This is a genomic window from Sphingomonas sp. (assembly GCF_036388215.1).
Taxonomy (GTDB): domain Bacteria; phylum Pseudomonadota; class Alphaproteobacteria; order Sphingomonadales; family Sphingomonadaceae; genus Sphingomonas.
Map to the genome: position 1 here is coordinate 1 of NZ_DASVSH010000013.1, position 23,803 is coordinate 23,803.

The 23,803-nt window shown below is 64.4% G+C and carries 25 protein-coding genes and 2 pseudogenes; 14 read left to right on the forward strand and 13 right to left on the reverse strand.

The window, feature by feature from the left end; all coding sequences use genetic code 11:
• Nucleotides 1–782: pseudogene (locus VF617_RS06310) on the reverse strand (chemotaxis protein); the annotation flags it as partial.
• A gap of 164 nt (nucleotides 783–946) precedes the next feature.
• On the opposite strand from VF617_RS06310, the gene sdhC reads away from it, so the two are divergent.
• The 4 genes from sdhC to VF617_RS06330 are packed head-to-tail and all read left to right on the forward strand — an operon-like array spanning nucleotide 947 to nucleotide 3,937.
• Nucleotides 947–1,369, forward strand: a complete 423-nt coding sequence (gene sdhC / locus VF617_RS06315) for a succinate dehydrogenase, cytochrome b556 subunit (protein ID WP_331014025.1) — start codon at nucleotides 947–949, stop codon at nucleotides 1,367–1,369.
• Nucleotides 1,362–1,748: a succinate dehydrogenase, hydrophobic membrane anchor protein gene (gene sdhD, locus VF617_RS06320; RefSeq protein ID WP_331014026.1), complete on the forward strand. Its 387-nt coding sequence runs from the start codon at nucleotides 1,362–1,364 to the stop codon at nucleotides 1,746–1,748. The genes sdhC and sdhD overlap by 8 nt, the downstream gene beginning before the upstream one ends.
• On the forward strand, nucleotides 1,748–3,553 hold the full coding sequence (gene sdhA, locus VF617_RS06325) for a succinate dehydrogenase flavoprotein subunit (protein ID WP_331014027.1): 1,806 nt from the start codon (nucleotides 1,748–1,750) through the stop codon (nucleotides 3,551–3,553). Before sdhD ends, sdhA begins: the two co-directional genes overlap by 1 nt.
• A gap of 54 nt (nucleotides 3,554–3,607) precedes the next feature.
• The gene (locus tag VF617_RS06330) at nucleotides 3,608–3,937 is read left to right on the forward strand and encodes a hypothetical protein (RefSeq protein ID WP_331014028.1); all 330 of its coding nucleotides are present in this window, start codon (nucleotides 3,608–3,610) and stop codon (nucleotides 3,935–3,937) included.
• Nucleotides 3,938–3,943: 6 nt separating this feature from the next.
• Here VF617_RS06330 and VF617_RS06335 read toward each other — a convergent pair whose 3' ends face one another.
• The 4 genes from VF617_RS06335 to VF617_RS06350 are packed head-to-tail and all read right to left on the reverse strand — an operon-like array spanning nucleotide 3,944 to nucleotide 5,158.
• Nucleotides 3,944–4,246 (reverse strand): HigA family addiction module antitoxin, encoded by a 303-nt coding sequence (locus VF617_RS06335; RefSeq protein ID WP_331014029.1) that lies wholly within the window; start codon nucleotides 4,244–4,246, stop codon nucleotides 3,944–3,946.
• On the reverse strand, nucleotides 4,246–4,533 hold the full coding sequence (locus tag VF617_RS06340; protein ID WP_331014030.1) for a type II toxin-antitoxin system RelE/ParE family toxin: 288 nt from the start codon (nucleotides 4,531–4,533) through the stop codon (nucleotides 4,246–4,248). Before VF617_RS06340 ends, VF617_RS06335 begins: the two co-directional genes overlap by 1 nt.
• A 53-nt stretch (nucleotides 4,534–4,586) precedes the next feature.
• Entirely contained in the window at nucleotides 4,587–4,946 is a 360-nt protein-coding gene (locus VF617_RS06345) for a type II toxin-antitoxin system PemK/MazF family toxin (RefSeq protein WP_331014031.1), read from the reverse strand.
• Nucleotides 4,901–5,158, reverse strand: coding sequence for a hypothetical protein (locus VF617_RS06350; RefSeq protein WP_331014032.1), 258 nt, complete (start codon nucleotides 5,156–5,158; stop codon nucleotides 4,901–4,903). The genes VF617_RS06345 and VF617_RS06350 overlap by 46 nt, the downstream gene beginning before the upstream one ends.
• A gap of 159 nt (nucleotides 5,159–5,317) precedes the next feature.
• Here VF617_RS06350 and VF617_RS06355 point away from each other — a divergent pair, with 159 nt between their 5' ends.
• The 5 genes from VF617_RS06355 (at nucleotide 5,318) to zapE (ending at nucleotide 9,702) form a co-directional block, all read left to right on the forward strand.
• A complete protein-coding gene (locus VF617_RS06355; RefSeq protein WP_331014033.1) occupies nucleotides 5,318–6,283 on the forward strand; it encodes a C13 family peptidase in 966 nt (321 codons plus the stop codon).
• 301 nt (nucleotides 6,284–6,584) lie between these two features.
• Complete coding sequence (locus tag VF617_RS06360) at nucleotides 6,585–7,187, forward strand: ATP-dependent Clp protease proteolytic subunit (RefSeq protein WP_331014069.1); 603 nt, start codon at nucleotides 6,585–6,587, stop codon at nucleotides 7,185–7,187.
• A 67-nt stretch (nucleotides 7,188–7,254) separates the two neighbouring features.
• A complete protein-coding gene (locus tag VF617_RS06365) occupies nucleotides 7,255–8,040 on the forward strand; it encodes a succinate dehydrogenase iron-sulfur subunit (RefSeq protein WP_331014034.1) in 786 nt (261 codons plus the stop codon).
• Nucleotides 8,037–8,507, forward strand: coding sequence for a PaaI family thioesterase (locus tag VF617_RS06370; RefSeq protein WP_331014035.1), 471 nt, complete (start codon nucleotides 8,037–8,039; stop codon nucleotides 8,505–8,507). The genes VF617_RS06365 and VF617_RS06370 overlap by 4 nt, the downstream gene beginning before the upstream one ends.
• Nucleotides 8,508–8,589: 82 nt before the next feature.
• Nucleotides 8,590–9,702, forward strand: coding sequence for a cell division protein ZapE (gene zapE, locus VF617_RS06375; RefSeq protein WP_331014036.1), 1,113 nt, complete (start codon nucleotides 8,590–8,592; stop codon nucleotides 9,700–9,702).
• 93 nt (nucleotides 9,703–9,795) lie between these two features.
• Here the strand turns inward: zapE and VF617_RS06380 are convergent.
• Both VF617_RS06380 and phhA read right to left on the reverse strand, forming a co-directional pair.
• Nucleotides 9,796–10,292, reverse strand: a pseudogene (locus tag VF617_RS06380) (DUF6882 domain-containing protein).
• Nucleotides 10,289–11,155 carry a phenylalanine 4-monooxygenase gene (gene phhA, locus VF617_RS06385; RefSeq protein ID WP_331014038.1) on the reverse strand — a complete coding sequence of 289 codons (867 nt, stop codon included), beginning with the start codon at nucleotides 11,153–11,155 and terminating at the stop codon, nucleotides 10,289–10,291. Before phhA ends, VF617_RS06380 begins: the two are co-directional and overlap by 4 nt.
• A 50-nt stretch (nucleotides 11,156–11,205) precedes the next feature.
• Between phhA and VF617_RS06390 the strand changes: the two genes are divergently transcribed.
• Nucleotides 11,206–11,946, forward strand: a complete 741-nt coding sequence (locus VF617_RS06390; RefSeq protein WP_331014070.1) for an esterase/lipase family protein — start codon at nucleotides 11,206–11,208, stop codon at nucleotides 11,944–11,946.
• 45 nt (nucleotides 11,947–11,991) lie between these two features.
• Here the strand turns inward: VF617_RS06390 and VF617_RS06395 are convergent, their stop codons facing one another.
• The gene (locus tag VF617_RS06395) at nucleotides 11,992–12,291 is read right to left on the reverse strand and encodes a hypothetical protein (protein WP_331014039.1); all 300 of its coding nucleotides are present in this window, start codon (nucleotides 12,289–12,291) and stop codon (nucleotides 11,992–11,994) included.
• Between the two features lie 8 nt (nucleotides 12,292–12,299).
• Entirely contained in the window at nucleotides 12,300–13,340 is a 1,041-nt protein-coding gene (locus VF617_RS06400; protein WP_331014040.1) for a glycerophosphodiester phosphodiesterase, read from the reverse strand.
• Between the two features lie 74 nt (nucleotides 13,341–13,414).
• Here VF617_RS06400 and VF617_RS06405 point away from each other — a divergent pair, with 74 nt between their 5' ends.
• Nucleotides 13,415–14,320 carry an XdhC family protein gene (locus VF617_RS06405; RefSeq protein WP_331014041.1) on the forward strand — a complete coding sequence of 302 codons (906 nt, stop codon included), beginning with the start codon at nucleotides 13,415–13,417 and terminating at the stop codon, nucleotides 14,318–14,320.
• Nucleotides 14,313–14,906: a nucleotidyltransferase family protein gene (locus VF617_RS06410; protein WP_331014042.1), complete on the forward strand. Its 594-nt coding sequence runs from the start codon at nucleotides 14,313–14,315 to the stop codon at nucleotides 14,904–14,906. Before VF617_RS06405 ends, VF617_RS06410 begins: the two co-directional genes overlap by 8 nt.
• 3 nt (nucleotides 14,907–14,909) lie before the next feature.
• On the opposite strand, the gene VF617_RS06415 is transcribed toward VF617_RS06410, so the two are convergent.
• From VF617_RS06415 to VF617_RS06430, 4 genes are read right to left on the reverse strand one after another with little or no spacing between them, the layout of a single operon-like run.
• Nucleotides 14,910–16,118, reverse strand: a complete 1,209-nt coding sequence (locus VF617_RS06415; protein WP_331014043.1) for an ABC transporter permease — start codon at nucleotides 16,116–16,118, stop codon at nucleotides 14,910–14,912.
• A complete protein-coding gene (locus VF617_RS06420; protein ID WP_331014044.1) occupies nucleotides 16,118–16,831 on the reverse strand; it encodes an ABC transporter ATP-binding protein in 714 nt (237 codons plus the stop codon). Before VF617_RS06420 ends, VF617_RS06415 begins: the two co-directional genes overlap by 1 nt.
• The gene (locus VF617_RS06425; protein WP_331014045.1) at nucleotides 16,818–18,215 is read right to left on the reverse strand and encodes an efflux RND transporter periplasmic adaptor subunit; all 1,398 of its coding nucleotides are present in this window, start codon (nucleotides 18,213–18,215) and stop codon (nucleotides 16,818–16,820) included. Before VF617_RS06425 ends, VF617_RS06420 begins: the two co-directional genes overlap by 14 nt.
• Nucleotides 18,205–19,635, reverse strand: coding sequence for an efflux transporter outer membrane subunit (locus tag VF617_RS06430; RefSeq protein ID WP_331014046.1), 1,431 nt, complete (start codon nucleotides 19,633–19,635; stop codon nucleotides 18,205–18,207). The genes VF617_RS06425 and VF617_RS06430 overlap by 11 nt, the downstream gene beginning before the upstream one ends.
• 119 nt (nucleotides 19,636–19,754) lie before the next feature.
• Here VF617_RS06430 and acs point away from each other — a divergent pair, with 119 nt between their 5' ends.
• Nucleotides 19,755–21,692: an acetate--CoA ligase gene (acs, locus tag VF617_RS06435; protein ID WP_331014047.1), complete on the forward strand. Its 1,938-nt coding sequence runs from the start codon at nucleotides 19,755–19,757 to the stop codon at nucleotides 21,690–21,692.
• Nucleotides 21,693–21,762: 70 nt separating this feature from the next.
• Entirely contained in the window at nucleotides 21,763–23,802 is a 2,040-nt protein-coding gene (locus tag VF617_RS06440) for a M13 family metallopeptidase (protein WP_331014048.1), read from the forward strand.
• Nucleotide 23,803: the final 1 nt, after the last annotated feature.

Below are 23,803 nucleotides of genomic sequence, written 5' to 3' on the forward strand. Positions count from 1 at the left end.
GCGGCTTCGACTTCCATCCGCGCATCCTCGATCGCGCGAATGAGCCCCGCGGCAGTCTGCGCCGCCTCGCGCATCGCCACTGCCGATTGCTCGGCTGCCGCCGCGACTTCGCTCGCCTTGCCGAGCATCCCGCGCGCCGAAGCAGAGGTATGCACTGCCTGGACGCGCAGCGCATCGCCTTCGCGCGATGCGCGCTCGACAGTGGCGCCGATCGAATCGCGGAAGTCGGCGGCAAGCCGGTCGCGCGATCCCTGGGCGCTATATTCGCGATACATGTTGTAGAGCTCGACGGTGATGTCCCCCTCGAGCGCCGAGAGGCGCATCAGCGTGTCGATCAGCGCCGGCAGGCGTGGGTTCTCCGGCCCGACCCGGCGCATCAGCACTTCCAGCGCGGCGCGGTCGCTTGCGCTGATCATCGAAAGAAGCGCCATCGGAGGAACTTCGGCGGCATAAGCCGCGGCGACCGAGCGCTCGATCGATTGGATCCAGGCGGTGCCGGCGGTGTCCAGAAAGCGGTTCTTCAGGAACGCTGCGCCCAATTCGACCATCTTTGCGGTGTCGTCCGTCGCCCAGCTGCGCTCGTCGGCGAAACAGCGCAGCCATTGCTGCCAATAGGCGCTCGAGACGGCTTCGATCTCGGGCTGGAGCGCGTCCCAGACTTCGCGGCTCGACGCGATCAGCGAACCTTCGAAATCGAAGATGCGCAGGCGCGAGCGCACATCGATGCGGGCAGTCATCGTGCCCGGCGCTGGAAGGCTGGTGTTGGATGCGGCAATCGTCACGGAAAGTCCCCTTCGCGCGGGCAGCCATGCGGCCCGATCCTTTGACGAAAGCTATGCGCTGAAGTGGTTAAGAGGGAGTTAGCCAATAGCTCCGGCGAAGCATCCGGCTTGCATCCCCCGAGCGCCGGACTAAGGAGGCGGCAACGACCCGAAAGGAACGCCATTTGGCCAATGTCCGCAACGAAGCGCGCCCGCTTTCTCCCCATCTCTCGATATGGAAATGGGGCCCGGGGATGACTGCCTCGATCGTCCACCGCGCAACCGGCACCGGGATGGCCACGATCGGCACGCTGCTGTTCGTCTGTTGGCTGGTTGCAATGGCGACCGGCCCGTCGGCCTATGCCGGCTTCCTGGACGTCTTCACGTTGAACTCGGGCAAGCTGAACATCCTGGGCTGGATCATTGGCGTCGGCCTCAGCTGGGCGTTCTTCCAGCACATGGCCTCGGGCGTGCGGCATTTGTTCCTCGACGCGGGAGCCAATCTGGAGCTCAAGGGCAACAAGCGCACTGCGCTTGCGACCTTCGTTTTCTCGGTGCTCGCCACCGCGGCCTTCTGGGTCTGGATCGTGGAGAAGAGCAATGGGTGACGGAACCGCAATCGGCCGCGTGCGCGGGCTGGGCTCGTCGCATGAGGGCACGCATCACTGGTGGCACCAGCGGCTCACCGCGGGATCGAACCTGATCCTCGTGCTCTGGTTCGTGCTCAGCATCGCGCTGCTGCCAGGCTATGATTGGGAGACGGTCCATGCCTGGGCGGGCCAGACCTTTGTGGCGGTGCCGCTGATCCTGCTGGTCGTCTCGACCTTCTATCATTTCCGCCTGGGGCTCCAGGTCGTGATCGAGGATTATCAGCATGACGAGACCCGCGTGGTCGCTTTGGTCGCGCTGAATTTCTTCACGCTGGCCGCCGCGACTACTGCGATTTTCGCGATCCTCAAGACCGCGTTCACTGCCGGAGCGATCTGATGGCCACGGCCGCCTACAAGATTATCGATCACACCTATGACGCCGTCATAGTCGGCGCGGGCGGATCGGGGCTGCGCGCCACGATGGGCTGCGCCGAAGCGGGCCTGAAAACCGCGTGCATCACCAAGGTGTTTCCGACGCGCAGCCATACGGTGGCGGCGCAGGGCGGCATCGCGGCGAGCCTGGGCAATAATTCGCCCGATCACTGGTCGTGGCACATGTACGACACGGTCAAGGGCTCCGACTGGCTCGGCGACCAGGACGCAATCGAATATATGGTCCGTGAAGCGCCTCAGGCGGTGTACGAGCTGGAACATGCCGGCGTGCCATTCAGCCGCAACGAGGATGGCACGATCTACCAGCGCCCGTTTGGCGGCCACATGCAGAATATGGGCGAAGGCCCTCCCGTGCAGCGCACCTGCGCCGCGGCGGACCGCACCGGCCATGCGATGCTCCATTCGCTCTATCAGCAGAGCCTGAAGTACGACGCCGACTTCTATGTGGAATATTTTGCGCTCGATCTGATCATGGAAAATGGTCAGTGCCGCGGCGTGATCGCGCTCTGCATGGAAGACGGCTCGATCCATCGTTTCCGCAGCCATGCGGTCGTGCTGGCAACGGGTGGCGGCGGGCGCATCTATCAGTCCGCGACTTCGGCGCACACCTGCACCGGCGACGGCAACGGCATGGCCCTGCGCGCGGGCATCGCGCTGCAGGACATGGAGTTCGTCCAGTTCCACCCGACCGGCATCTATGGCGCCGGCGTGCTGATCACCGAGGGCGCGCGCGGCGAAGGCGGTTACCTGACCAACTCAGAGGGCGAGCGCTTCATGGAGCGCTATGCTCCGTCGGCGAAAGACCTTGCCTCGCGCGATGTGGTCTCACGCTCGATGGCGATGGAGATGCGCGAGGGGCGCGGCGTCGGCAAGGAGAAGGACCATATCTTCCTTCACTTGAACCACATCGATCCCAAGATCCTGCACGAACGCCTGCCCGGCATCACCGAGACCGGCAAGGTCTTCGCCGGCGTCGATTTGACTCGCCAGCCGCTGCCGGTCGTCCCGACCGTCCATTATAATATGGGCGGCATCCCGACCAATTATCACGGCGAGGTCGTCCATAATAAGGATGGTAATCCGGATGCCGTGGTCCCCGGCCTGTTCGCGATAGGCGAAGCGGCCTGCGTCTCGGTCCACGGCGCCAACCGCCTGGGGTCGAACTCGCTGATCGACCTCGTCGTGTTCGGGCGCGCAACCGGCCTGCGCCTCAAGGAAATCCTGAAGCCCGGCACGCCCCATAATGCGCTGCCGGCGGGCTCAGAGGAATATGCGCTCACGCGCCTCGATCATTTCCGCAATGCAAAGGGCGCCACGCCCACTGCGGCGATCCGTGCCGACATGCAGCGGACGATGCAGCGCAACTGCGCGGTTTTCCGCGACAGCGCCTTGCTGGCCGAGGGCGTCGAGAAGATCGGCCAGGTCTATCGCAGCTTCGAGGATGTCGGCGTGACCGACCGCTCGCTGATCTGGAACACCGACCTGGTCGAGACGCTCGAGCTCGACAATCTCATCAGCCAGGCCGTGGTGACCATGGAATGCGCCGCCAACCGCAAGGAATCGCGCGGCGCGCATATGCACGAGGACTTCCCCGATCGTCACGACGACGAATGGATGAAACACACGGTGGCGACGTTCGAGGGCTGGGGCGGCAAGGGCGGATCGACTGCAATCGATTACCGCCCGGTGCATGATTACACGCTCACGGATGCGATCGAATATATCAAGCCGAAGAAGCGGGTTTATTGAGTGAAATTTTGGCGGGCTAGCAACCTTGACTCAGGTTGGTTGAGACTTGCCTTAGTGACGGTTTTGCCGTGGACAATTTTTTGGTCGTGGACTTTTATTGAGTCATATTCTCGCGCCAAAAGCGCTCAAATTCGCGCTGACGGGATATATAAACGTGTGCTCGATCCATCTTCCGGGGAAGCTCGTGGCCCCGATATGGGCGAACTCTCTAGGACGCTGTTGCGCGATTATGGTGCCGCCGAAGCCATCCAAGAAGTCATTGACCAAAGCGAACGTAGAGATTTTGCAGCAATGGTTGGTGGAGGGATTCCTGCGGCGTTGATCGTTCTGTTTGGAACATTTATTTGGGTTCGAAACGGATTTCGGAAGCATAGCACTAAGTAATCACGCTCAAGCGGCGTCCCTGAACCGCTCCACGCGAATCTCATCCGCATGCGCCCGAGCTTGCGCCAGTTCATGCGCCGTCTGCATGCGAAGCATCGTATCCGCCTTCACGCCAAATGCCTTCTCGAACCGGATCGCCATATCGGCGGATAGCCCAGCGCGGCCATTGAGCAACGCGCTCATCGCCTGACGCGTCACGCCAAGGTGCCTCGCGGCATCGGTCACGTTCAGGCCGTGCGCCTCGACTATTTCGGTGCGGAGCCAGTCGCCGGGATGGATGGCGAAGGTGGACGAAATGGTGATGGCCATCAGTGATAATCCTCCAAATCCAAATCGGCGACGGTCAGTTCGTCGGTCAGCCTAAACGTCAGGCGCCAGTTCTTCGTAACGGTAAGCGACCAGCAACCCGCCCGATCGCCCGTGAGCGGATGCGCACCCCAATTGGGCGGCGTAGACAGTTCCTCCACAGTGTCGATCGCAACCAGGAAGGCGATCATCTTGCGCAGACGATCGGCCACGTTGGCCTTCAAGCCCTTCGGCTTGCCGGTCTCCACAAACTGCCGAAGCGCCTTGTGCCGGATGCTGTCTATCTGCACGGCACTAATCTAGCCACAAATCGTAATGTGTCAAGTTGCACGCGACGATCACTTCACACCGCGAACATCTCGTTTAGAACTTCCATCGTCGCGCGCAGCGTTTCGGCATCGACTCGCCCCACATTCTTTACCAACCGGGCGCGGTCTATCGTGCGCATTTGATCTGGCAGTATCAGGCCATCGCCATCCCTGAAACGGACTGGAATGCGGAAGCGGGTCAGGCGACTGCCACTGGTTAGCGGCGCGACGATCAACGTCGAGAGGCCCCGGTTCATTTCGTCGGGGGAAACAATCAGACAAGGCCGCGTCTTTTTGATCTCGCGACCGACCGTCGAATCGAGCGCGCAGAGCCAAATCTCGCCGCGCGTTACCAACGCAGTTCGTCGTCGGCTTCGTTGCCGAAAGCTATCCAATCCCGCTCGTCTTCAGTCAACGGTTCGCTCCCGACCTGGGCGGCATCCGTTTCCCAGCCTTCGCGCACTCGCCGGATGGGAGACCCGACGAGCTTGCCGTCCTCCACCTTCAGTTCAAAGGCGGTTCCCGCGCTCACTCCCATCTCGGCCAACAATGCACGAGGCACGATCATGCCGGTCGAATTTCCCATCTTGCGCAGTGCGGTTTGCATCGCTCGCTCCTTCGTGGACAACATAGTCGCGCGGCAATGTAAGCACAAGGTTATAACCTTTCTCGTCCCGGAGGCGGACTGAGCCGCGCAGTACCAACTTGACTCCGCCCCCGCACCCGCGAGACTGGCGTTAACCAAATCGCCGGGGGCTTTCCGACCATGCGTTACCTGTTCGCTTCGCTTTTCGCGCTTCTCGTCACCGCGCCCGCCGCGGCGCAGGTCCCGCCGGCAGACAAGTCCGCCAAATGGCCCGGCATCGTTTCGGGACAGGGGCCAGTCGAAGGCCTGGCTTCCGGCCCCGAACTCCAGCGCGGCCGCACCGCCAAGTGGATGCTGGAGGACAATCGGCGCCTCACGAAGGCGCTCGCCGCATTGGCGTCTCAGCGCAAAAGCGTGGTCGATGCCTATGTGGTCGCGGTCGCGCTCGACAGCGATCCGGTGTTCGGCCGCGAAGCGCGCGAGGCCGGCAAGGTGCTCGGCCGCCGCTACGATGCCGTGGGCCGCACGCTCGTGCTGGGCGGCAGCGACGGCAAGGGTCCGAGCACGCTTCCCAATGGCAGCCTGACCAGCCTCACGCTGGGCCTGGCCCGCGTCGCTGAGCTGATGGACAAGGAACAGGACGTGCTCGTCCTTTACACGACCAGCCACGGCGCCAAGGTCGGCATCGCCTATCATGACGGCAACCAGGGCTATGGCATACTCGCGCCCGAGCGGCTGGCGGGGCTGCTGGACGAACTGGGCATCAAGAATCGCGTGCTGATCCTCTCAGCCTGTTATTCGGGGATCTTCGTACCGGCGCTGTCCAGCGACACCACGGCCCTGTTCACCGCGGCTTCCTCGGATCGGCCTTCGTTCGGCTGCCTGGCGGAGAATGACTGGACGTTTTTCGGGGATGCAATGATCAATCGCGGGCTGCGAAAGGCGCAGACGCTCGACAAGGCATCGGAAGAGGCGCGTGCGTTGATCGGCGAATGGGAGGGCAGCGCGCGTCTTCAGCCTTCGAATCCGCAGGTGAGCATCGGCGCGAAGGTCTCGACCTGGCTCGCGCCCCTGGAAGCGCGGATGCCCAAGACCGCGACTGAGCCTGTCGGCCGCCCGGCTACCGACGCGCTGAAGGGCGGATAGCTTGGCCGAGCGGCAAGAGACGCTGCTCGAGCGGCTGATTCCCGGCGATCTGGAGCACCAGATCCCCGCCGCCGTGGAGAAGGTGCTCCCCGGCGGCTTCAAGAACCGCCTCGTCCAGATAATCCTGGGCGTGCTGATCACTTTCGGTTTCTCGTTCGTCGTGCGCCGGATGCTGGTCCGGCGCGAAGAGAAGCAGCGCGAACTAGCGTCGACACGAAGCTTTGTGCCGCTGCCCGCATCGATTCCCTTGGAACCTGCGCCGCCGGCGACGGTTTCGCACGCCATGACCGAACCGACCGAAATGCCCGCGCCCGCTGTGGCGCCCGTTCCGCGCGCGCCTGAAAGCCGCGCCCCGCTCTATCCGCTGCTCAGCACGCCCCACATTCACCTGTCGGGTCCGGTCGACCATGACATGTACCAGAGCTTCCGCGCTCAGCTCACCGCCGCACCGGTGGACGGGCCGCTGGTCGTGGCGGTCTCTACGCTCGGCGGGGATCCCGAAGTCGCCCGGCTGATGGGCGACGAACTGCGCCTGATCCGCGAATATACCGGGCGAGAGATGATTTTCCTTGGCAAGGTCGCGGTCTATTCCGCGGGGGCGACCTTCATGGCGAGCTTTCCGGTCGACAAGCGTTTCCTGACGCGCGGCACGCGGATCATGGTGCATGAGCGCAGCATCACCAAGACGATCGAACTCTCCGGCCCGCTCAAGAGCTGCGTGGCGGGGTTGAAGGCTTCCCTGCACGAGATCGAGGAATCGGTGCGCATCGAGGAAGAAGGCTTTCGCGACATCGTCGCCGGGTCATGCGTGTCGTTCGAAGACCTCTGCCAGCGGGCCCCGGCCAATTGGTACATCGAGGCCGAGGAAGCCCGCGCGCAGGGGCTGGTGCTCGACGTTATCTGAGACGCGTCATAGGTGTTGAGCCGCCCGCGCCGATTGGCTATCGCGCGCCCAGCACAAGGAACGCGTGATGGCCGAATTTCTCCTGCCCAAGAACAGCAAGATCAACGGGAAGGCCAGGGAGCACAAGGCGGCGCCGGGCGCCAAGCGCGTCAAGACCTTCAAGATCTACCGCTACGATCCCGATGCCGGCGAAAATCCGCGCTACGACAAGTTCGAGGTCGACCTCGATCAATGCGGGCCCATGGTGCTCGACGCGCTGATCAAGATCAAGTCCGAGACCGACGCCTCGTTGACCTTCCGCCGCTCGTGCCGCGAGGGGATTTGCGGCTCCTGCTCGATGAACATGGACGGCCGCAACGGCCTGGCCTGCACCACCGCGATTGAGGACATCAAGGGCGATATCCGCATTACGCCGCTGCCGCACATGGACGTGATCAAGGACCTGGTTCCCGATTTCACGCACTTCTATGCGCAATACAGCTCGATCAAGCCCTGGCTGCAGACGGTCACCTCGACGCCCTCCGGCAAGGAACGGCTGCAGACGCCCGAGCAGCGCGACAAGCTCGATGGCCTTTACGAGTGCATCCTGTGCGCCTGCTGCTCCACTTCGTGCCCGAGCTATTGGTGGAACAGCGACAAGTTCCTGGGACCCGCGATCCTGCTCCAGGCGTATCGCTGGCTCGCCGACAGCCGCGACGAAATGACGGGCGAGCGGCTGGACCAGCTCGAGGACCCATTCCGCCTCTATCGCTGCCACACGATCATGAACTGCGCGAACGTCTGCCCCAAGGGGCTCAACCCGGCCAAGGCGATCGCCGAGATCAAGAAGATGGAAGCCGAGCGCACGCTTTGACCGAAGGCGACTCCGGCCAGGCGGGGCAGCATCGCTTCGTTTACGAGGACGATCCCGAGCTTTCAGGCTGGAAGCGCTGGTCGCTGAGCGACACGACTCGGTTCAACAGCCTGTTCGGGCCATTTTCGGTTCTGGTGGCGGACGGCCTCGCCCGCGTCCGCTTTACGCCGCAGCATGCGCATTCGAACCTGCGGGGCGACGTGCATGGCGGGGCGCTGCTCGGCTTCATGGACATGGCGCTCTTCGCGGCGGGTCGCAGCTATGGCGTGCTGACCGCGGGCACTGCCGCGACGCTGGATCTTTCCGCCCAGTTCATCGCGGGCGCTCCGGTATCGGCCGGCGCAGTCGAAGCGCGCGTCGAATTGTTGCGCCAGACGCGGCGCTTCCTCTTCATGCGCGGGCTGATCGTGCAAGGCGAGGCGACGATCGCCAGCTTCTCCGGCACGGTTCGCAAGCCGGGCTCGTGACATTTTTTTCCACCGCTCGCCCTGAGCTTGTCGAAGGGTGCTTCGACAAGCTCAGCATGAGCGGGTTTAAGGGCGGTTGGGAATGAGCGGGGTTCTGGAGCGTTACCGCGCGCTAGTCGCGGCGGGGGAGCTCAAGCCCGATGCCGAGCAGGAGGCCGCCGCGCTTCACCTCAACATCCTCGCCTCGCACCTTGAAGCGGTGCCCAAGAAAGGCAGCATCCTGTGGCGCGCCCTGGGCCGCGCTCCCGAACCACCGCGCGGAATCTATCTGTGGGGTGGAGTCGGGCGGGGCAAGTCCATGCTGATGGACTTGTTCTTCGATTGCCTGGAGATCCGCCGCAAGCGCCGCGTCCATTTCCATGAATTCATGCTCGAAGTGCATGCGCTGCTCAACGAGGAGCGCAAGAGGGACACGCGGGATCCCGTGATAGCGGTGGCCGAGGGGCTGGCCGAGGATATCCGCCTGCTCGCGTTCGACGAGATGGTGGTCAACAATCCCGCGGATGCGATGATCCTCTCGCGCCTGTTCACCGAGATGATGCGCCACGGGCTGACCATCGTCGCCACGTCGAACCGGGTGCCGGGCGATCTCTACAAGGACGGGCTCAACCGGCAGCTGTTCCTGCCCTTCATCGCGCTGATCGAAACGCGGATGGACGTGCTCCCGCTGAACGGGCCGGTCGATTACCGGCTCGATCGGTTGGGCAGCATGGAGACTTGGCTGGTGCCCAATGGACCGGAGGCGACCGTGCAGCTTTCCGGCGCATTTTTCCGCCTGACCGATTACCCGCCCGAGGATCGCGCCCATGTGCCGGCGTGCGACCTGGCAGTGCAGGGCGCGCGTGAAATCCATGTGCCCAAATGCCTGAAGGGCGTCGCGGTATTCTCGTTCAAGCGACTATGCGGCGATGCGCGCGGCGCTGCGGACTATCTGGCGATCGCGCGCCGCTTCCACACGATCATCCTGGTCGGCGTGCCCAAGCTCGGCCCGGAGAATCGCAACGAGGCGGCGCGCTTCGTCACATTGATCGACGCGCTGTACGAGCATCGCGTGAAGCTGCTCGCGGCCGCCGATGCGCAGCCCGAGCATCTCTACGAAACCGGCGACGGCCGCTTCGAATTCGACCGGACGGTCAGCCGGCTGATGGAAATGCGCTCGGACGAATATCTCGCCGAGGGGCATGGCGAGAAATAGGCCTGATCTCGCCATTTTTCTGCTTCCGTAGTCACTGCCGAGAATGCGATTTGAATTGGCCGCCGCACCCGCGCCAAGGCGCGCGATCTGCGCTCAAGGCTTCGTGATAGTGACATCTCCGAAGGTCATGAACACGAAGGTGCTTCCGCTGGGTCCGCGATAGCCACCTTGCGCTCCAGCGAGATAGCTAGCGAGTGCCGTGAAATGCCAAGCCTCCGACTCGCTGGATACGATCTTGCGAGTCGTATAGCGCTCCAGGCGATACTTCTCGCCGAAATCCCGTGCGCGCTGCGCGTGCTCGCCAGCGGTGCGGGTATCGAGGGGTGATCCCAGCCCCAAAGCCAGGAATTGTCTTCACTGTTGAAAGTACCGATCACCTGCACGGGTGCGGTGATGATCCATTTGCGTTCGTTGGTGAATGTGATGAATCCGAGATCAAGGTCCGCCGCCCATATGGCCCTATCCATGCGCCAGGTTTCGTTGTGCAGCGCGGTCTTTGCGCTCATATCCTCCAGCGATCGTGCAAGCGTCAGTTCTGGTTCGTCATTGTGCTGGGTGTGATGCACGCGGGCGAATGGATTAAGTCTCATTTCCGTGACGCCGCATATTCCTGGGTCCCGCGCGTGATCACGCGGTCGCCGGGGAGGATTGCGGCGATGGGGATGTCGGGCTGGGCGAGGATTTCGCGATAGAGCGGCGCGAAATCGGTTTCGATCGTCACGCGCAGCAGCTCGTCGAAGCTCGGGATGACGAAATAATTCTGCTGGAAATCGTCGATCCGGTATTCGGTGCGCATCACGCGCCTGAGATCGAAGCCGATGCGGTTGGGGCTGCGATCCTCGAGCGCGAACACGCTCTCGGCGAAGCTTGAAACGATGCCCGATCCATAGATGCGCAGGTCGCCCTCTTCCTCGATCAACCCGAACTCCACCGTGTACCAGTATAGCCGGCCGAGTTGCTTGAGCGCGCCCAGTTCGAGCGCGCGGTTGCCCCCGCGGCCATAGGCTTCGAGATAATCGGCGAACACCGGGTCGGCGAGCATCGGCACATGTCCGAACACGTCGTGAAAGACGTCGGGCTCCTGGATGTAATCGAGCTGATCCGGACGGCGGATGAAGTTGCCGGCGACGAAGCGGCGATTGGCCATGTGATCGAAGAACACATCGTCGGGCACCAGCCCCGGCACGGCGACCACCTGCCAGCCGGTCAGCTTCATCAGCCGCTCGCTCAGCTCCTCGAAATTGGGGATGCCGCCGTCCGACAGGCGCAGTGCATCCAGACCGTTCAGATAGGCTTTCGACGCGCGGCCGGGGAGCAGTTTCGCCTGGCGCGCGAACAGTACGTCCCAGGTGGCATGTTCCTCGGGCGTATAGCCCTGCCAGTCCTGCGGGATCGTCCAGTCGGGCGCCGCGCCTTCGGGCGGGCGATCCAGCACATGCGTGTCATCGGCCATGCGGCGTGGCATAGCATGGCAAGTGCTTGGGATGAAATGAGGCTTTGAACATGCTGCCGGTGCCGCGCACGCGAGACGATCCGCCGCCAAGGCTGGCGATGGCGCTGGAATGGCCGCGTGCGGCTTGGACGATCGTCCGCCTCGGCCTCGGCGGATGGGCCTCGGGCTTGCCCGCGGGGGACGGCAGACCGGTGCTGGTGCTGCCGGGACTGTTCAATTCGGACCGCTCGAACTTCGCGCTGCGGGCGTTGCTCCACAAGCTCGGCTACCGCGCTTATGGCTGGGGGCTGCAGCGCAATTTCGGTGTGCGCACCGTGGGCGCCGACAATGAAAGGCTGATCGCCCGCATCGAGGAGATCCACGCCGAGACGGGTGAGAAGGTTACGCTGATCGGAGTCTCGCTGGGCGGGATCATGGCGCGGCTCGCGGCGCATCGGCGCCCGGAACTGGTGCGCGAAGTCATCACGATCAGCTCGCCCTTTGCCGGCCCGCCGACCGCCACCAATGTCTGGCGCCCGTTCGAGCTGCTGACCGGTGAGAGGATCGGCGATGCCGCCGTGGCGGCGAGGCTCGAAGAGGCCGCGCGCCCGCTCCCTGTCCCCGCCACGGCGATCTGGAGCCGCAGCGACGGTCTGGTCAACGGGCTGATCTGCCGCGAGGAGGAGGGTTCTGATGCCCGCGCGATCGAGATTCACAGCGGCCATTTGTTCGTGCAGATGAAGCCAGAGACTTTACGCGCAGTGGCTAAGGTTTTAGGAAATTCAAGTTCTCCTGCGAAAGCAGGAGTCTAGAGCGGCGAGCGGTTCCTGGGCTTCTGCTTTCGCAGGAGAACAGGCTCACCGATTGTCGTCGCGCCTTTTGCGCTTGCGGTCGTTCTTTTGCTTTTCCTTCAGCTCGGCCTCGCGCAGCGATTCTTCCTCGGCCTGGCGCTTCATTTCCTTGCCCTCCGCGGCTTCCTTCTTGCGCATCTCGCGGCCGTAATTGCGGTCGGACTCTTCCTGGCTCGTGGTCGCCCAGTCCGCAGCCTGGCTGCCGACCTTGACCGGCAGCGTGACGACGTCGACGATCGTCTTGGCGATGCAGCCGCCGGAAAGCAGGGGCAGGGCCACGATCAACGGAATCAGTATCTTGCGCATTTCAGCCCTCACTTTGCGGGCGCTCGGAGAGCCGAGGCGCGCGCCTGGGATCCGATATAGGGATAATCGGTGAACAAACCATCGATGCCCAGGCCGATGAAGAACTGCATCGCTTCGAGCAGCCTGCCATGCTCCACGGGATTGGTGCCGGTCCGGTAGTTCGTAGGGAGGAACACATTCTCCGCGCGAAAGGTCCAGGGATGGACCTTGAGCCCCGCGGCGTGCGCGTCCGTAACCAATGTCGTGGCCTTGCCATCGGCGCCGAGGATCAGGCCAAGTTCGGGGCCGATGCCATGCGCATACGCGGCGATGTCCCGAAGCGCGGCAGGCGCGGTCATTTCGCGATAACTGGCATAGGAGCCGTCGGCGGGCGCTGTCGCCGGCTTGATCAACTGGATCAGCCGCACCTGCGTCTGCTTCGCCAGGGCCTTCAGATTGTTTACTTCGAAGGACTGGATGAACACCGGCGCATCGGCCCGGTCCCAGCCCGCGGCCTTCAACGCGCGGAGCAGAGCCGGCTCGATCGGCAGGCCGAGGCTGGCGAAATAGGTCGGGTGCTTGGTCTCGGGATAGATGCCGATAGTGTGTCCCGTCTCCACGCTGGAGCGCTTGGCGAGCGCGATGACCTCGTCGAGCGTCGGGATCTCGTCCTGACCGTTGAACCGCATGTTGGCTGGGCGAAGCTGGGGCAGCCGTTCGATCGCGCGCAGCGTCTTGAGTTCGGCGAGGGTGAAATCCTCGGTGAACCAGCCTGTCTCGGTCACGCCGTCGATCGTCCTGGTCGTGCGGCGCGAAGCGAATTCGGGATGCTTCGCGATATCGGTGGTCTCGACGATATTGCTTTCGTGGCGCACCACGAGATGCCCGTCCTTGGTAGGCACCAGATCGGGCTCGATATAATCGGCGCCTTGCCGGATCGCGAGATCGTAAGCGGTGAGCGTATGCTCGGGCCGCTCGCCGCTCGCACCGCGATGCGCGATGATCAATGGTCCGGTATCGATGCCGCGATCCGCCGTCGCGCAGCCCCCCGCCGTCAGCCATGCCGCCATAATCAACGATCTCGCCACCCTGCGCATCACGCGCTAGTCGATAGCGGAAATGTGTGACGGGAGCGAGGCGAAGCGTGGCCGAAAACGATAGCGTGATCGCCGCCGCGCGCGCCTGGCGGGGCGCGCCCATGGCGCTGGCGACGGTGGTCTCGACCTGGGGTTCCGCGCCCCGCCCGCGCGGCAGCCACATGATCGTGCATGGCGATGGGCGCTTCGAGGGGTCGGTATCGGGCGGGTGCGTCGAGACCGACATTCTCGCGACCGCCGCCGAAGTGATCGCGGGCGCACCCGCGCTGGTCAGAACTTACGGGGTCGCCGATGCCGCGGCGTGGGAAGTCGGGCTGCCATGCGGCGGCGAAATCGCGGTGCTGGTGCAGCCGGTGTCGGGCCATGGCTTTCCCCCGGAATTGTTCGAGGCGATCCAGCGGGCGCGGGATGCGGGGGAGCCGATCGAAGTCGGCACCGATCTGGCTTCCGGACTAAGTGCGCTGGGCGACGGCGAGTTCGTCAACCGCTACGATCCGCCGCGGCGGCTGCTGATCGTCGGCGCGGTGCAGATCGCCCAGACGCTTGCGGGGCTTGCGCGCGAGCTGGGCATTTCGTGCACCGTAATCGATCCGCGCGGGAGATTCTTGACCTCCGAACGCTTCCCTGGAGTGATGCTCGACGATCGTTGGCCCGATGAAGCGATCGCGGCGCTGAGGCCGGATCGCGCCACGGCCGTGGTGACGCTCAGCCACGATCCCAAGATCGACGATGCGGCGCTTGCCGTGGCGCTGGCCGCGCCCACAGGCTATGTCGCCGCGCTCGGCTCGCGACGCAGTCACGCGGCTCGGCTCGAGCGGCTGGCGGCGGCTGGCTTTTCGCAAGCGGATGTGGCGCGGATCGAGGGGCCGGCAGGACTGGATCTCGGCGCGATCGGCCCCGCGGAGATAGGGCTGTCTATCGCGGCTTCGATGGTGAAGCACTTTCATGCTTGAGCCTGAGCAAGTCGCCCTCGTGCTGCTTGCCGCAGGGCGCTCGCTGCGCTTCGAGGGCGACAAATTGAGCGAGCCCTTCCTGGGCAAGCCGCTGGCTTATCATGTCGCCACTGCGCTGGAGAATATTCCGTTTGGCGCTCGCATTGCAGTGGTTTCCGACACGCGGCTCGATTTCGCCGCGCTCGGCTACGATGTGGTCGAGAACCGCGATCCGTCGCTTGGCCAGGGGCGCTCGCTGAGCCACGGCGTCGCGCGCGCGCAGGAGTTGGGCTGCGATTATGTGCTCGTGGCGCTGGCCGATATGCCGCGAGTCACGGCGGCGCATATCCTGCGGCTGTTCGACGCGGCACATGGCCCGGACACGATCGTCGCCTCAAGCGACGGCGAGTGGCCGATGCCCCCGGCCTTGTTCGGCAAGGCGCATTTCGAAGCGCTGCTCGGTCTGCATGGCGACGAAGGCGCGCGCGAGTTGATCACGCGCGGGCGCCATGTGGTGACCACGCCGGCCGAACTCGTCGATATCGATACCCGCGAGGACCTGGAGGAATTGCGCGCGCTCTATGGGCTGCGGACGGACGGCAAATGACCGCTATTCGTGCCGCAGCGCGTCGATCGGGTTGAGGCTCGCGGCGCGCTTCGCCGGGAAATAGCCGAAGACGATCCCGATCACCGCCGATATGGCGAAGGCGATCAGGTTGATCTGCAAGTCGAAGAGGAAGGGCAGGCCGCCCAGATACGACATCAGCCCCACGGCAAGCTGCGCGAGCAACAGTCCTATGACGCCGCCGAGCATCGACAGCACGACCGCCTCGACCAGGAACTGCATCAGCACTTCGCTCGCCACCGCGCCGATCGCCAGGCGGATGCCGATCTCGCGGGTACGCTCGGTGACCGATACCAGCATGATGTTCATGATCCCGATCCCCCCGACGATCAGGCTGATCCCGGCAACCGCAGCGACGATCTGGGTAAGCAAGGTCGTCGTGCCCGTCAGGGTCGCGCTGATTTGCGCGGTGTCGAAGATGTTGAAATCGTCCTGCTTGCCGCCGGAGATATTGCGCCGTTCGCGCAGCAGATCGGTGATGCCGGCCTGGACCTGCGCGCTGTCGAAATCGGGATCGGTGCCGACGAGCATCAAACGAATGTCGCGGTTGCCGCTGAAGCGGCGCTGGACCTGCTTGATCGGCATGATGATCACATCATCCTGATCGCCCCCGAAGCCCGCCTGTCCGCGCGCAGTGAGCACGCCGATCACGTCGCAGGAGACGCCGTTGACGCGCAGCCGCTCGCCCACCGCCTCGCCGCCGCGGAAGAGATTGGTGCGCACCGTATTGCCGATGATGCAGACGGCCTTGCCCGCCAGTTCCTCGGTGCGGTTCCAGATACGGCCGCTCGACAGCGGCCAGGGCTGGACGCGGAAGAAATCCATCGTGGTGCCGTTGATAGTCGTCGACCAGTTCGCGCCGTTATAGATCACCGTCGCGGTGGACTGGGCCTGCGGGGCGACCGCGAGCACGCCCGCGATCTGCTCGCGCACGGCCTCGACATCGTCTTCCTCGAAATCGGACGGGCGTGGCCCCCCGCCGCCGCGCCCGAAGCCCTGGCCTGGGCGGACCTGGAGGATGTTGGTGCCCAGCGACGATATCTGCTGCTGGACCGCAGCGGTGGTAGCCTTGCCGAGCGTGACCATCGTAACCACCGCCGCGACGCCGATAATGATGCCCAGCGCCGTCAGGATCGAGCGCAATTTGTGGCGCAGGATCGAGCGGACGGCGAGGAGGAAGGTAGTGCCGAACATCAGGCCGCAGTCCTGCTCTTATGCTCGATCCGCTCGACCAGCCCGTCCTTGAAATGGACGAGCGTGCGCGCGAAGGCGGCCATGTCGGGCTCGTGCGTGACCATCAACACAGTGATATTGCCCGTCTTGTTGAGGTCGGTGAGCAATTCCATGATTTCGATCGAGCGCTCGCTGTCGAGATTGCCCGTGGGTTCGTCCGCGAGCAGCACGTCCGGGTTGGTCACGATCGCGCGGGCAATCGCGACGCGCTGCTGCTGGCCGCCGGACAATTCGGCGGGCGTGTGATCCCACCATCTGTCGAGCCCGACCTTTTCCAGCGCGGCCATCGCCGTTTCGCGCCGAGCCGCCTTGCCGTCGCCGCGATAGACGAGAGGCAGCTCGACATTTTCGAGCGCCGAAGTCCGCGCGAGCAAGTTGAAGCCCTGGAACACGAAGCCGAGATATTTGCGGCGCAGCAGCGCGCGCTGATCGCGACCGAGCTGCTCGACATGTACGCCCTTGAACCGGAACTCGCCCGCCGAAGGCACGTCGAGGCAGCCGAGGATGTTCATCGTCGTCGACTTGCCCGATCCGGAAGGTCCCATCACCGCGACGAAATCGCCGGCCTGGATATCGAGATCAATCCCCTTCAGCGCCTGGAATTGCGTTGCGCCTTCGCCATAGACCTTGGTGACGTTCCGCAGCTGGATCAGGGGCGACTCACTGGCCGCCACGCTGACCTCCGCCTTGGCCGCCGCCGCTCTGGCCGCCACCGCCCTGGCGGCGTTGTCCCGAGCGTTGACCGCCGCTGTTGGCGGAGAGCTGGCCGGTGATCACCTTGTCGCCCGGCTTCAGCTTGCCGCCGGTGACTTCGGTGACGGTGCCATTGGTATCGCCGGTGGTGACTTCCACAGGCTGGGGCTTGCCGTCGGCTCCTTGGATATAAACGGTCTGCGTTGCGCCGCGGCCGACCGTGGCGGTCTTCGTGTTCTGATTGCCGCGCCGTCCGCCGCGAGGCACGAGCGCGCCGGCGATGCCGCTGTTGCCGCCGCCGCCCGCCGCTGCCGGCGTGAAGCGAAGCGCCGCATTGGGCACGAGCAGCACATTGGGCTTGGCCTGGGTAGTGATCTCCGCGGTCGCGGTCATGCCGGGCCTTAGTTGTTGATCGGTATTCGAGACGCTGAGCGTCGCCGCGTAGGACACAACCTGGGTCGCCGTCGCGCTGGTGCTACTAGCGGTCGCGGCCGTCGCGGTCAGGTTGGAGCCGAGATCGACGCGCGTGATCGTCGCGGGGAAGGTCTTGCCGGGAAAGGCGTCGACCGTGAAACTCGCGGTCTGCCCCTGCTGGACCGATCCGACATCGGCTTCGTCGATCGAAACCTGTAGCTCCATCGCGGAGAGATCCTCGGCGATCACGAACAGGGTCGGCGCGCTGAACGAGGCTGCGACGGTCTGGCCCGGCTCGATCTGGCGCGCGAGGACCACGCCGTTGACCGGCGAGCGGATGACCGCCTTGTAGCGCTGGGTCTGGTTCGAAGAGAGCGCGGCGCGGGCGGAGGCGACATTGGCCTGGGCGGCGCGCCGGGCCGCGACCGCGCGGGCGACCGCAGCGCGGGCCTGTTCCATCTCGACCTTGGCGGGGACGCGTCCGCCCGACAGGCGATAGACTTCCTCGAGCCGCGCGAGCTGCGTCTGCGATTCCTGGACCGTCGCCGCGGCCTGCGAGACCTGCGCCTGTTGTGCATTCAACGCAGCGACGCTCTGCGCGATCGCATCGTCGAGCCGCGACGTATCGAGCAAGGCGATCGGCTGCCCCTTCACGACGCGATCGTTGACGTCGGCGGTCACGCTTTCGACCAGGCCTGAAAGCTCGGAGCCGACGGTCACCTGATTGGTCGGCGCGAGCTTGCCCGTCGCGGAAACCGTGACCGCGAGATTGCCGCGCTCCACTTCCGCGGTCGAATAGCGGACTTCGTCCGATGCACCGAACATGCGCCAGCCAAGCAGGAGCAGCAGCACGACGCCCAAGCCGATGAGCACCCATTTCAAATAGCGCCGCCACCAGGGCAGCGCGGGGGTGCCGAGAAAGTCGTCGAGCTTCTTGGTGTCAGTTGCCATCGGTGCGGGCCTGTTCCGGGGCTTGAGGCGTGACGCTGCTGTCCCAGCCGCCGCCCAATGCCAGATAGAGCTGAATCAGCGCGGTAGCCTGGTCGGCTTGCGCCTGTGAAATGCCGTTGCGGGCAGAGAGCAGGCTGCTTTCGGCCTGGTTGAGGGTAGTGAAATCGGTGAGGCCCGAACGATATTGCAGCCGCGCGAGCAATGTCTGGTTGTTGGCGGCGTCGAGCGCGATGCGGAACTCGGTCTCCCGGCGCTGGGCGGCTTGCAATGCGACGATCGCATTTTCGATTTCCTCGAGCGCGCCGAGCACGGTCTGCTTGTAGGTCAGGAACGCGCCGTCTGCGCCGGCTTGGGCCGAGCGGATCTGGCTGCGCGTGCGGCCGCCATCGAAGATCGTCTGGGCGATGTTGGCGAACAGCCGCCCGCTGACCGCGTTGAAGATCGTCGAAAGCGCCCCGCCTCCGCCGTCGAGGCTGCCGCCGATCGAAAGCGAAGGATAAAGCTGCGCGGTGGCTATGCCGATCTGCGCGGTTGCCGCGGCGAGATTGCGCTCGGCGGCGCGAACGTCGGGGCGCTGGCGCAGCGTTTCCGCGGGGATTCCCGTGGCGACGCTCGCGGGACCGCGAGGAATTGGCTTGATAACTTCCAGTTCCGCCTTGAGCGCGCCGGGGGCCTGGCCCGTCAGCACGCCGAGCCGCGAAACGAAGCTGTTATAGCTAGCTTCGAGCGAGGGAATTGACGCCGCGGTCTGCGCCCGGCTGGCGCGCGCCTGTTCGGCGTCGAGCGAAGAGACGAGCCCGGCCTGGACGCGGAAGCCTGCGATTTCGAGATTCTCGTCCTGGATCGCCAATGCCTCACGCGCATTCGCCAGATCAGCCTGGGCTCGCCGCGCGAGCACATAGTTGCGCGCCGTCTCGGCCTGGACCGAGATGAGCACGGCGGCGTAATTATAGCCGGTGGATTCGTAGCCTGCGCGCGCCGCCTCGACGCCCCTGCGCACGCCCCCGAACAAGTCGGCCTGGTAGCTGACATCGCCCCCGATCGAGAAATTGTCGTTCGATCCTCCGCCCCCGCCCGTAATGGCCACGCCGCGCGAATAGCCTGCGCCCGCGCCGATCGTAGGAAGCAGGCTGGCGCGAGACTGGACGAGCGACTCGCGCGCCTGGCGAAGGCGGATTACGGCTTGGGCGATATCGAGGTTTGCGGCGCGCGTGCGATCAACCAGGCTTGCGAGCTGCGGATCGTCGAACTTGACCCACCATTGCGTCACATCCTCCCGCGCCTGGCTGTTTGCGGCTACCGAGTAATTCTCCGGCACGCCCAGCTCGCTCACGGCGTGCGGACGATAATCCGGCCCGGACGAGCAGGCGGCAAGGGGGATCGCAAGTACAAGCGCGAAGGGAAAGGGGCGAGAGGCCATGCGGCCTACATGGTTTCGCGAGCGATTCGGTTCCAGCAAAACATTGTCGCAGTTTGTCGCGGCCCTTGCTTGCGCGGTGCGTCCCGCGCCTTCTATCAAGGGCAAGCAAGGAGAGCTTCATGACCGACAGCGTCTATCCCGTTCCTGAAGAATGGGCGCGCAAGGCGCGCGTGGACGCGGCCGGATATGAGAAGCTTCACGGCCGCAGCCTGGCCGATCCGGGCACTTTCTGGCTCGATGCGGCAAAGCGCCTCGACTGGATCAAGCGGCCCGAACTCGCTGGGGACTGGTCGTTCGACGAGAGCGATTTCCACATCAGCTGGTTCAGGGACGGCAAGCTCAACGTTTCGGCGAATTGCGTCGATCGGCATCTGGCGAAGCGTGGCGATGCCGTCGCCATCCTGTGGGAGCCCGATGAACCTTCGGAGGCCCCACGCAGCTACACCTATCGCCAGCTACACCAAGAAGTCTGCCGCTTCGCAAATGTGCTGAAGGGCGAGGGCGTCCGAAAGGGCGACCGCGTTACGATATACATGCCGATGATCCCGGAGGCGGCGTTCGCCTTGCTCGCCTGCGCCAGGATCGGGGCGATCCATTCGGTGGTGTTCGGCGGATTCTCGCCGGAGGCGCTGGCCGGAAGGATCACCGATTGCGACAGTGCGGTCGTGGTGACCGCCGACGAAGGCCGGCGCGGGGGCAAGAAAGTCCCGCTCAAGGGGAATGTCGATGTGGCGGCGAGGCATGCGCCCGCGCTCCAGAACGTCATCGTGGTGAAGGCCACGGGCGGCGACATTGCGATGCAGCCCGGCCGCGACGTCTGGTATCACGAGGCCGCCGCGCAGGTTTCGGCCGAATGCCCGCCCGAGCCGATGGGGGCGGAGGACCCGCTCTTCATCCTCTACACCTCGGGCTCTACGGGAAAGCCCAAGGGCGTGCTCCATTCGTCCGGCGGCTATCTGCTCTGGGCGAGCTATACGCACGAGCTGGTTTTCGATTACCGGCCGGGCCAGGTCTATTGGTGCGCGGCGGATATCGGCTGGGTCACGGGGCACAGCTATATCGTCTATGGCCCGCTCGCGAACGGCGGCACGACCCTGATGTACGAAGGGGTGCCCAATTGGCCCGACGCCAGCCGCATCTGGCAGGTGATCGATCGGCACAAGGTCGAGATACTCTACACCGCGCCCACGGCGCTGCGCGCGCTGATGCGTGAAGGCGATGGCTATGTGACCGCCACGTCGCGCAAGTCGCTGAAACTGCTGGGGACGGTGGGCGAGCCGATCAATCCGGAGGCATGGCGCTGGTATCACGAAGTGGTCGGCGAGGGCCGCTGTCCGATCGTCGATACCTGGTGGCAGACAGAGACAGGCGGGCAGATGATCACCCCGCTGCCCGGCGCGACTGCGCTCAAGCCTGGATCGGCGACGCTGCCGCTTCCGGGGGTCGATCCGCAGATCGTCGATGCCGAGGGCAATGTGCTGCACGGGGCGACCGAAGGAAATTTGTGCATCGCGCGCAGCTGGCCGGGGCAGATGCGCACCGTCTGGGGCGATCATGCGCGCTTCTTCCAGACCTATTTCAGCACCTATCCCGGCAAATATTTCACTGGCGACGGATGCCGCCGCGACGAGGACGGCTATTACTGGATCACCGGCCGTGTGGACGACGTTATAAATGTCTCGGGGCATCGGATGGGCACCGCGGAAGTGGAAAGTGCGCTGGTGCTCCACCCCAAGGTGGCCGAGGCCGCGGTCGTAGGCATGCCGCACGATATCAAGGGGCAGGGCATCTATGCCTATGTCACGCTCAACAGCGGCGTCGAGCAGTCGGACGCACTCCGCAAGGAATTGCGCGATTGGGTGCGCACCGAGATCGGTCCGATCGCGACGCCCGATGCGATCCAGTTCGCGCCCGGCCTTCCCAAGACGCGCTCGGGCAAGATCATGCGCCGAATCCTGCGCAAGATCGCCGAAGGCGACGTGTCCACCCTGGGCGACACCAGCACGCTGGCCGACCCCGTGGTGGTGGACGATCTGGTGGCGAACCGCGTCGGTTGAATCTGCGTTGCGGCCGCTCCGGCCCGGCGTTATATCTGTGCAATACAGTTTCGAGGACGAGGATATCCCCATGAAGATCAAGACTTTGGCGCGCCTGATGGCGGGCGCGGCACTGGTTGTCGGCGTAGTGCCGGCGCTTGCGCAGACGGCCCCAAACCCTCCGCGCTATGGCAGTTTCGGCGTGGATACGACGGCGCAGAAGCCAGGCGTCAAACCGGGCGACGATTTCTGGACCCATGCCAATGGCGGCTGGGCGGACAAGGTGCAGATCGCGCCCGATCGTGCCTCCGCCGGGTTCGGGACGCAGCTGACGCTGGAGGCCGAAGCCAATGTGCGCGGCATTCTGGACGACATGGCGAAGAACCCCGGCGCCTATGGCGCCACGGGCAAGCAGGTTGGCGATTTCTATGCGAGCTGGATGGACGAGGCCGGCATCGAGGCACGCGGCACTGCGCCGCTCAAGCCCTACCTCGATCGCATCGCCGGAGTAAACGATCTAGCCGGGCTGCAAGTGCTGTTCGCGAGCATCGGCTATGCGACGCCGGTCGATATGGAGATCATCCCCGATCTCGCCGATCCGACGCGCTACACGGCGGTCGTCTCCCAGGGCAGCCTGGGCATGCCGCGCGATTATTACCTGCTTGAAGGCGAGAAATACGACGCCTTTCGCACCGCCTATCGCGCCTATGTGACGAAGATCCAGGAGCTCGCCGGCTTTTCCGATGCCGCCGCAAAGGCCGACGCGATCATCGCGCTTGAGACCGCCATCGCCAAAGAGCAATGGTCGCCCGAAGAAAATCGTGACATCGCCAGGATCAATGATCCGCAATCGATCGCGGGCCTGGAAGCCAAGGCCCCCGAATTCGATTGGGCGCTGATGCTCAAGACCGTCGGAATCGACAAGGCGCCGACGATCATCATGGCCAATAACACCGCGCTCACCGAGACGGGCAAGATCATGGCCGCGACCCCGCTGGCCACCTGGAAGGACTATCTGGCTTATCGCTTCGTCAGCGACAATGCCGGTTTCCTGCCCAAGGCTTTCGACGACGCGCGGTTCGACTTCTATTCGAGGACGCTGAACGGCGTGCAGGTCAAGCGTGACCGCTGGAAGCGCGGCATCCAGCTCGTCAACGGCGCGCTCGGCGAGGCGGTAGGCGCGATCTATGTCGCCAAATACTTCCCGCCGGCGGCGGCACAGCAGATGGGAGAGCTGATCGAGAACCTGCGCGGCGCTTATGAGCAGCGCATCAAGGGCTCGACCTGGATGGATGCCGCGACGAAGACCGCCGCGCTGGCCAAGCTGAAGGCCTTCGAGCCGCGCATCGGTCATCCCGTGAAATATGTGGATTATTCGTCGATGAAGGTCGATCGCGGCGACATCCTCGCCAATGCGATGGCCTCGGCTCATTTCCAGCACCAGCTCCAGCTTCAGCGTTTTCCCAAGCCGGTCGATCGTTCGCTCTGGTCGATGACGCCGCAAACGGTGAACGCTTACTATAGCGGCCTCAGCAACCAGATCACTTTCCCCGCCGCGATCCTCCAGCCGCCCTATTTCGATCCGAACGCCGATCCGGCGGTCAATTACGGCGCGATCGGCGCGATCATCGGTCATGAAATGGGGCATGGCTTCGATGATCAGGGGAGCCAGTTCGGCCCCACCGGCAAGTTCGAGAATTGGTGGACCGACGCCTCAAAGGCCGCATTCAAGGAGCGGACCAGCGCGCTGGCCGCGCAATATGACGCATATGAGCCGATCCCCGGCACCAGGATCAACGGCAAGCTGACGCTGGGCGAGAATATCGGCGATCTCGGCGGCATCGAGGCCGCCTATGGCGCATACCAGATGCACCAGGCCCAGCATGGCAAGGCGAAGGTGATCGACGGGCTGACCGGCGACCAGCGCTTCTTCCTCGCCTATGCCCAGGCTTGGCAGGCGAAGGTGCGTGAAAACGCCCAGCTCCAGCAGCTGAAGACCGATCCGCACTCGCCGGCCAAGTTCCGCGTCAACGGCATCGTCCGGAATGTCGATGCCTGGTACAAGGCATTCAACATCCAGCCGAGCGATGCGCTGTATCTCGCTCCCGAGAAGCGCGTGAGGATTTGGTGAG

Bases quoted from the DNA above. Each gene is read 5' to 3' on its own strand.
- sdhD (WP_331014026.1), top strand. From the start codon at position 1,362: ATGGGTGACGGAACCGCAATCGGCCGCGTGCGCGGGCTGGGCTCGTCG.
- sdhA (WP_331014027.1), top strand. From the start codon at position 1,748: ATGGCCACGGCCGCCTACAAGATTATCGATCACACCTATGACGCCGTC.
- VF617_RS06335 (WP_331014029.1), bottom strand. From the start codon at position 4,246: ATGGCCATCACCATTTCGTCCACCTTCGCCATCCATCCCGGCGACTGG.
- VF617_RS06350 (WP_331014032.1), bottom strand. From the start codon at position 5,158: ATGCAAACCGCACTGCGCAAGATGGGAAATTCGACCGGCATGATCGTG.
- VF617_RS06355 (WP_331014033.1), top strand. From the start codon at position 5,318: ATGCGTTACCTGTTCGCTTCGCTTTTCGCGCTTCTCGTCACCGCGCCC.
- VF617_RS06360 (WP_331014069.1), top strand. From the start codon at position 6,585: ATGCCCGCGCCCGCTGTGGCGCCCGTTCCGCGCGCGCCTGAAAGCCGC.
- VF617_RS06365 (WP_331014034.1), top strand. From the start codon at position 7,255: ATGGCCGAATTTCTCCTGCCCAAGAACAGCAAGATCAACGGGAAGGCC.
- zapE (WP_331014036.1), top strand. From the start codon at position 8,590: ATGAGCGGGGTTCTGGAGCGTTACCGCGCGCTAGTCGCGGCGGGGGAG.
- phhA (WP_331014038.1), bottom strand. From the start codon at position 11,155: ATGGCCGATGACACGCATGTGCTGGATCGCCCGCCCGAAGGCGCGGCG.
- VF617_RS06390 (WP_331014070.1), top strand. From the start codon at position 11,206: ATGCTGCCGGTGCCGCGCACGCGAGACGATCCGCCGCCAAGGCTGGCG.
- VF617_RS06395 (WP_331014039.1), bottom strand. From the start codon at position 12,291: ATGCGCAAGATACTGATTCCGTTGATCGTGGCCCTGCCCCTGCTTTCC.
- VF617_RS06400 (WP_331014040.1), bottom strand. From the start codon at position 13,340: ATGGCGGCATGGCTGACGGCGGGGGGCTGCGCGACGGCGGATCGCGGC.
- VF617_RS06410 (WP_331014042.1), top strand. From the start codon at position 14,313: ATGCTTGAGCCTGAGCAAGTCGCCCTCGTGCTGCTTGCCGCAGGGCGC.
- VF617_RS06415 (WP_331014043.1), bottom strand. From the start codon at position 16,118: ATGTTCGGCACTACCTTCCTCCTCGCCGTCCGCTCGATCCTGCGCCAC.
- VF617_RS06425 (WP_331014045.1), bottom strand. From the start codon at position 18,215: ATGGCAACTGACACCAAGAAGCTCGACGACTTTCTCGGCACCCCCGCG.
- VF617_RS06430 (WP_331014046.1), bottom strand. From the start codon at position 19,635: ATGGCCTCTCGCCCCTTTCCCTTCGCGCTTGTACTTGCGATCCCCCTT.
- acs (WP_331014047.1), top strand. From the start codon at position 19,755: ATGACCGACAGCGTCTATCCCGTTCCTGAAGAATGGGCGCGCAAGGCG.
- VF617_RS06440 (WP_331014048.1), top strand. From the start codon at position 21,763: ATGAAGATCAAGACTTTGGCGCGCCTGATGGCGGGCGCGGCACTGGTT.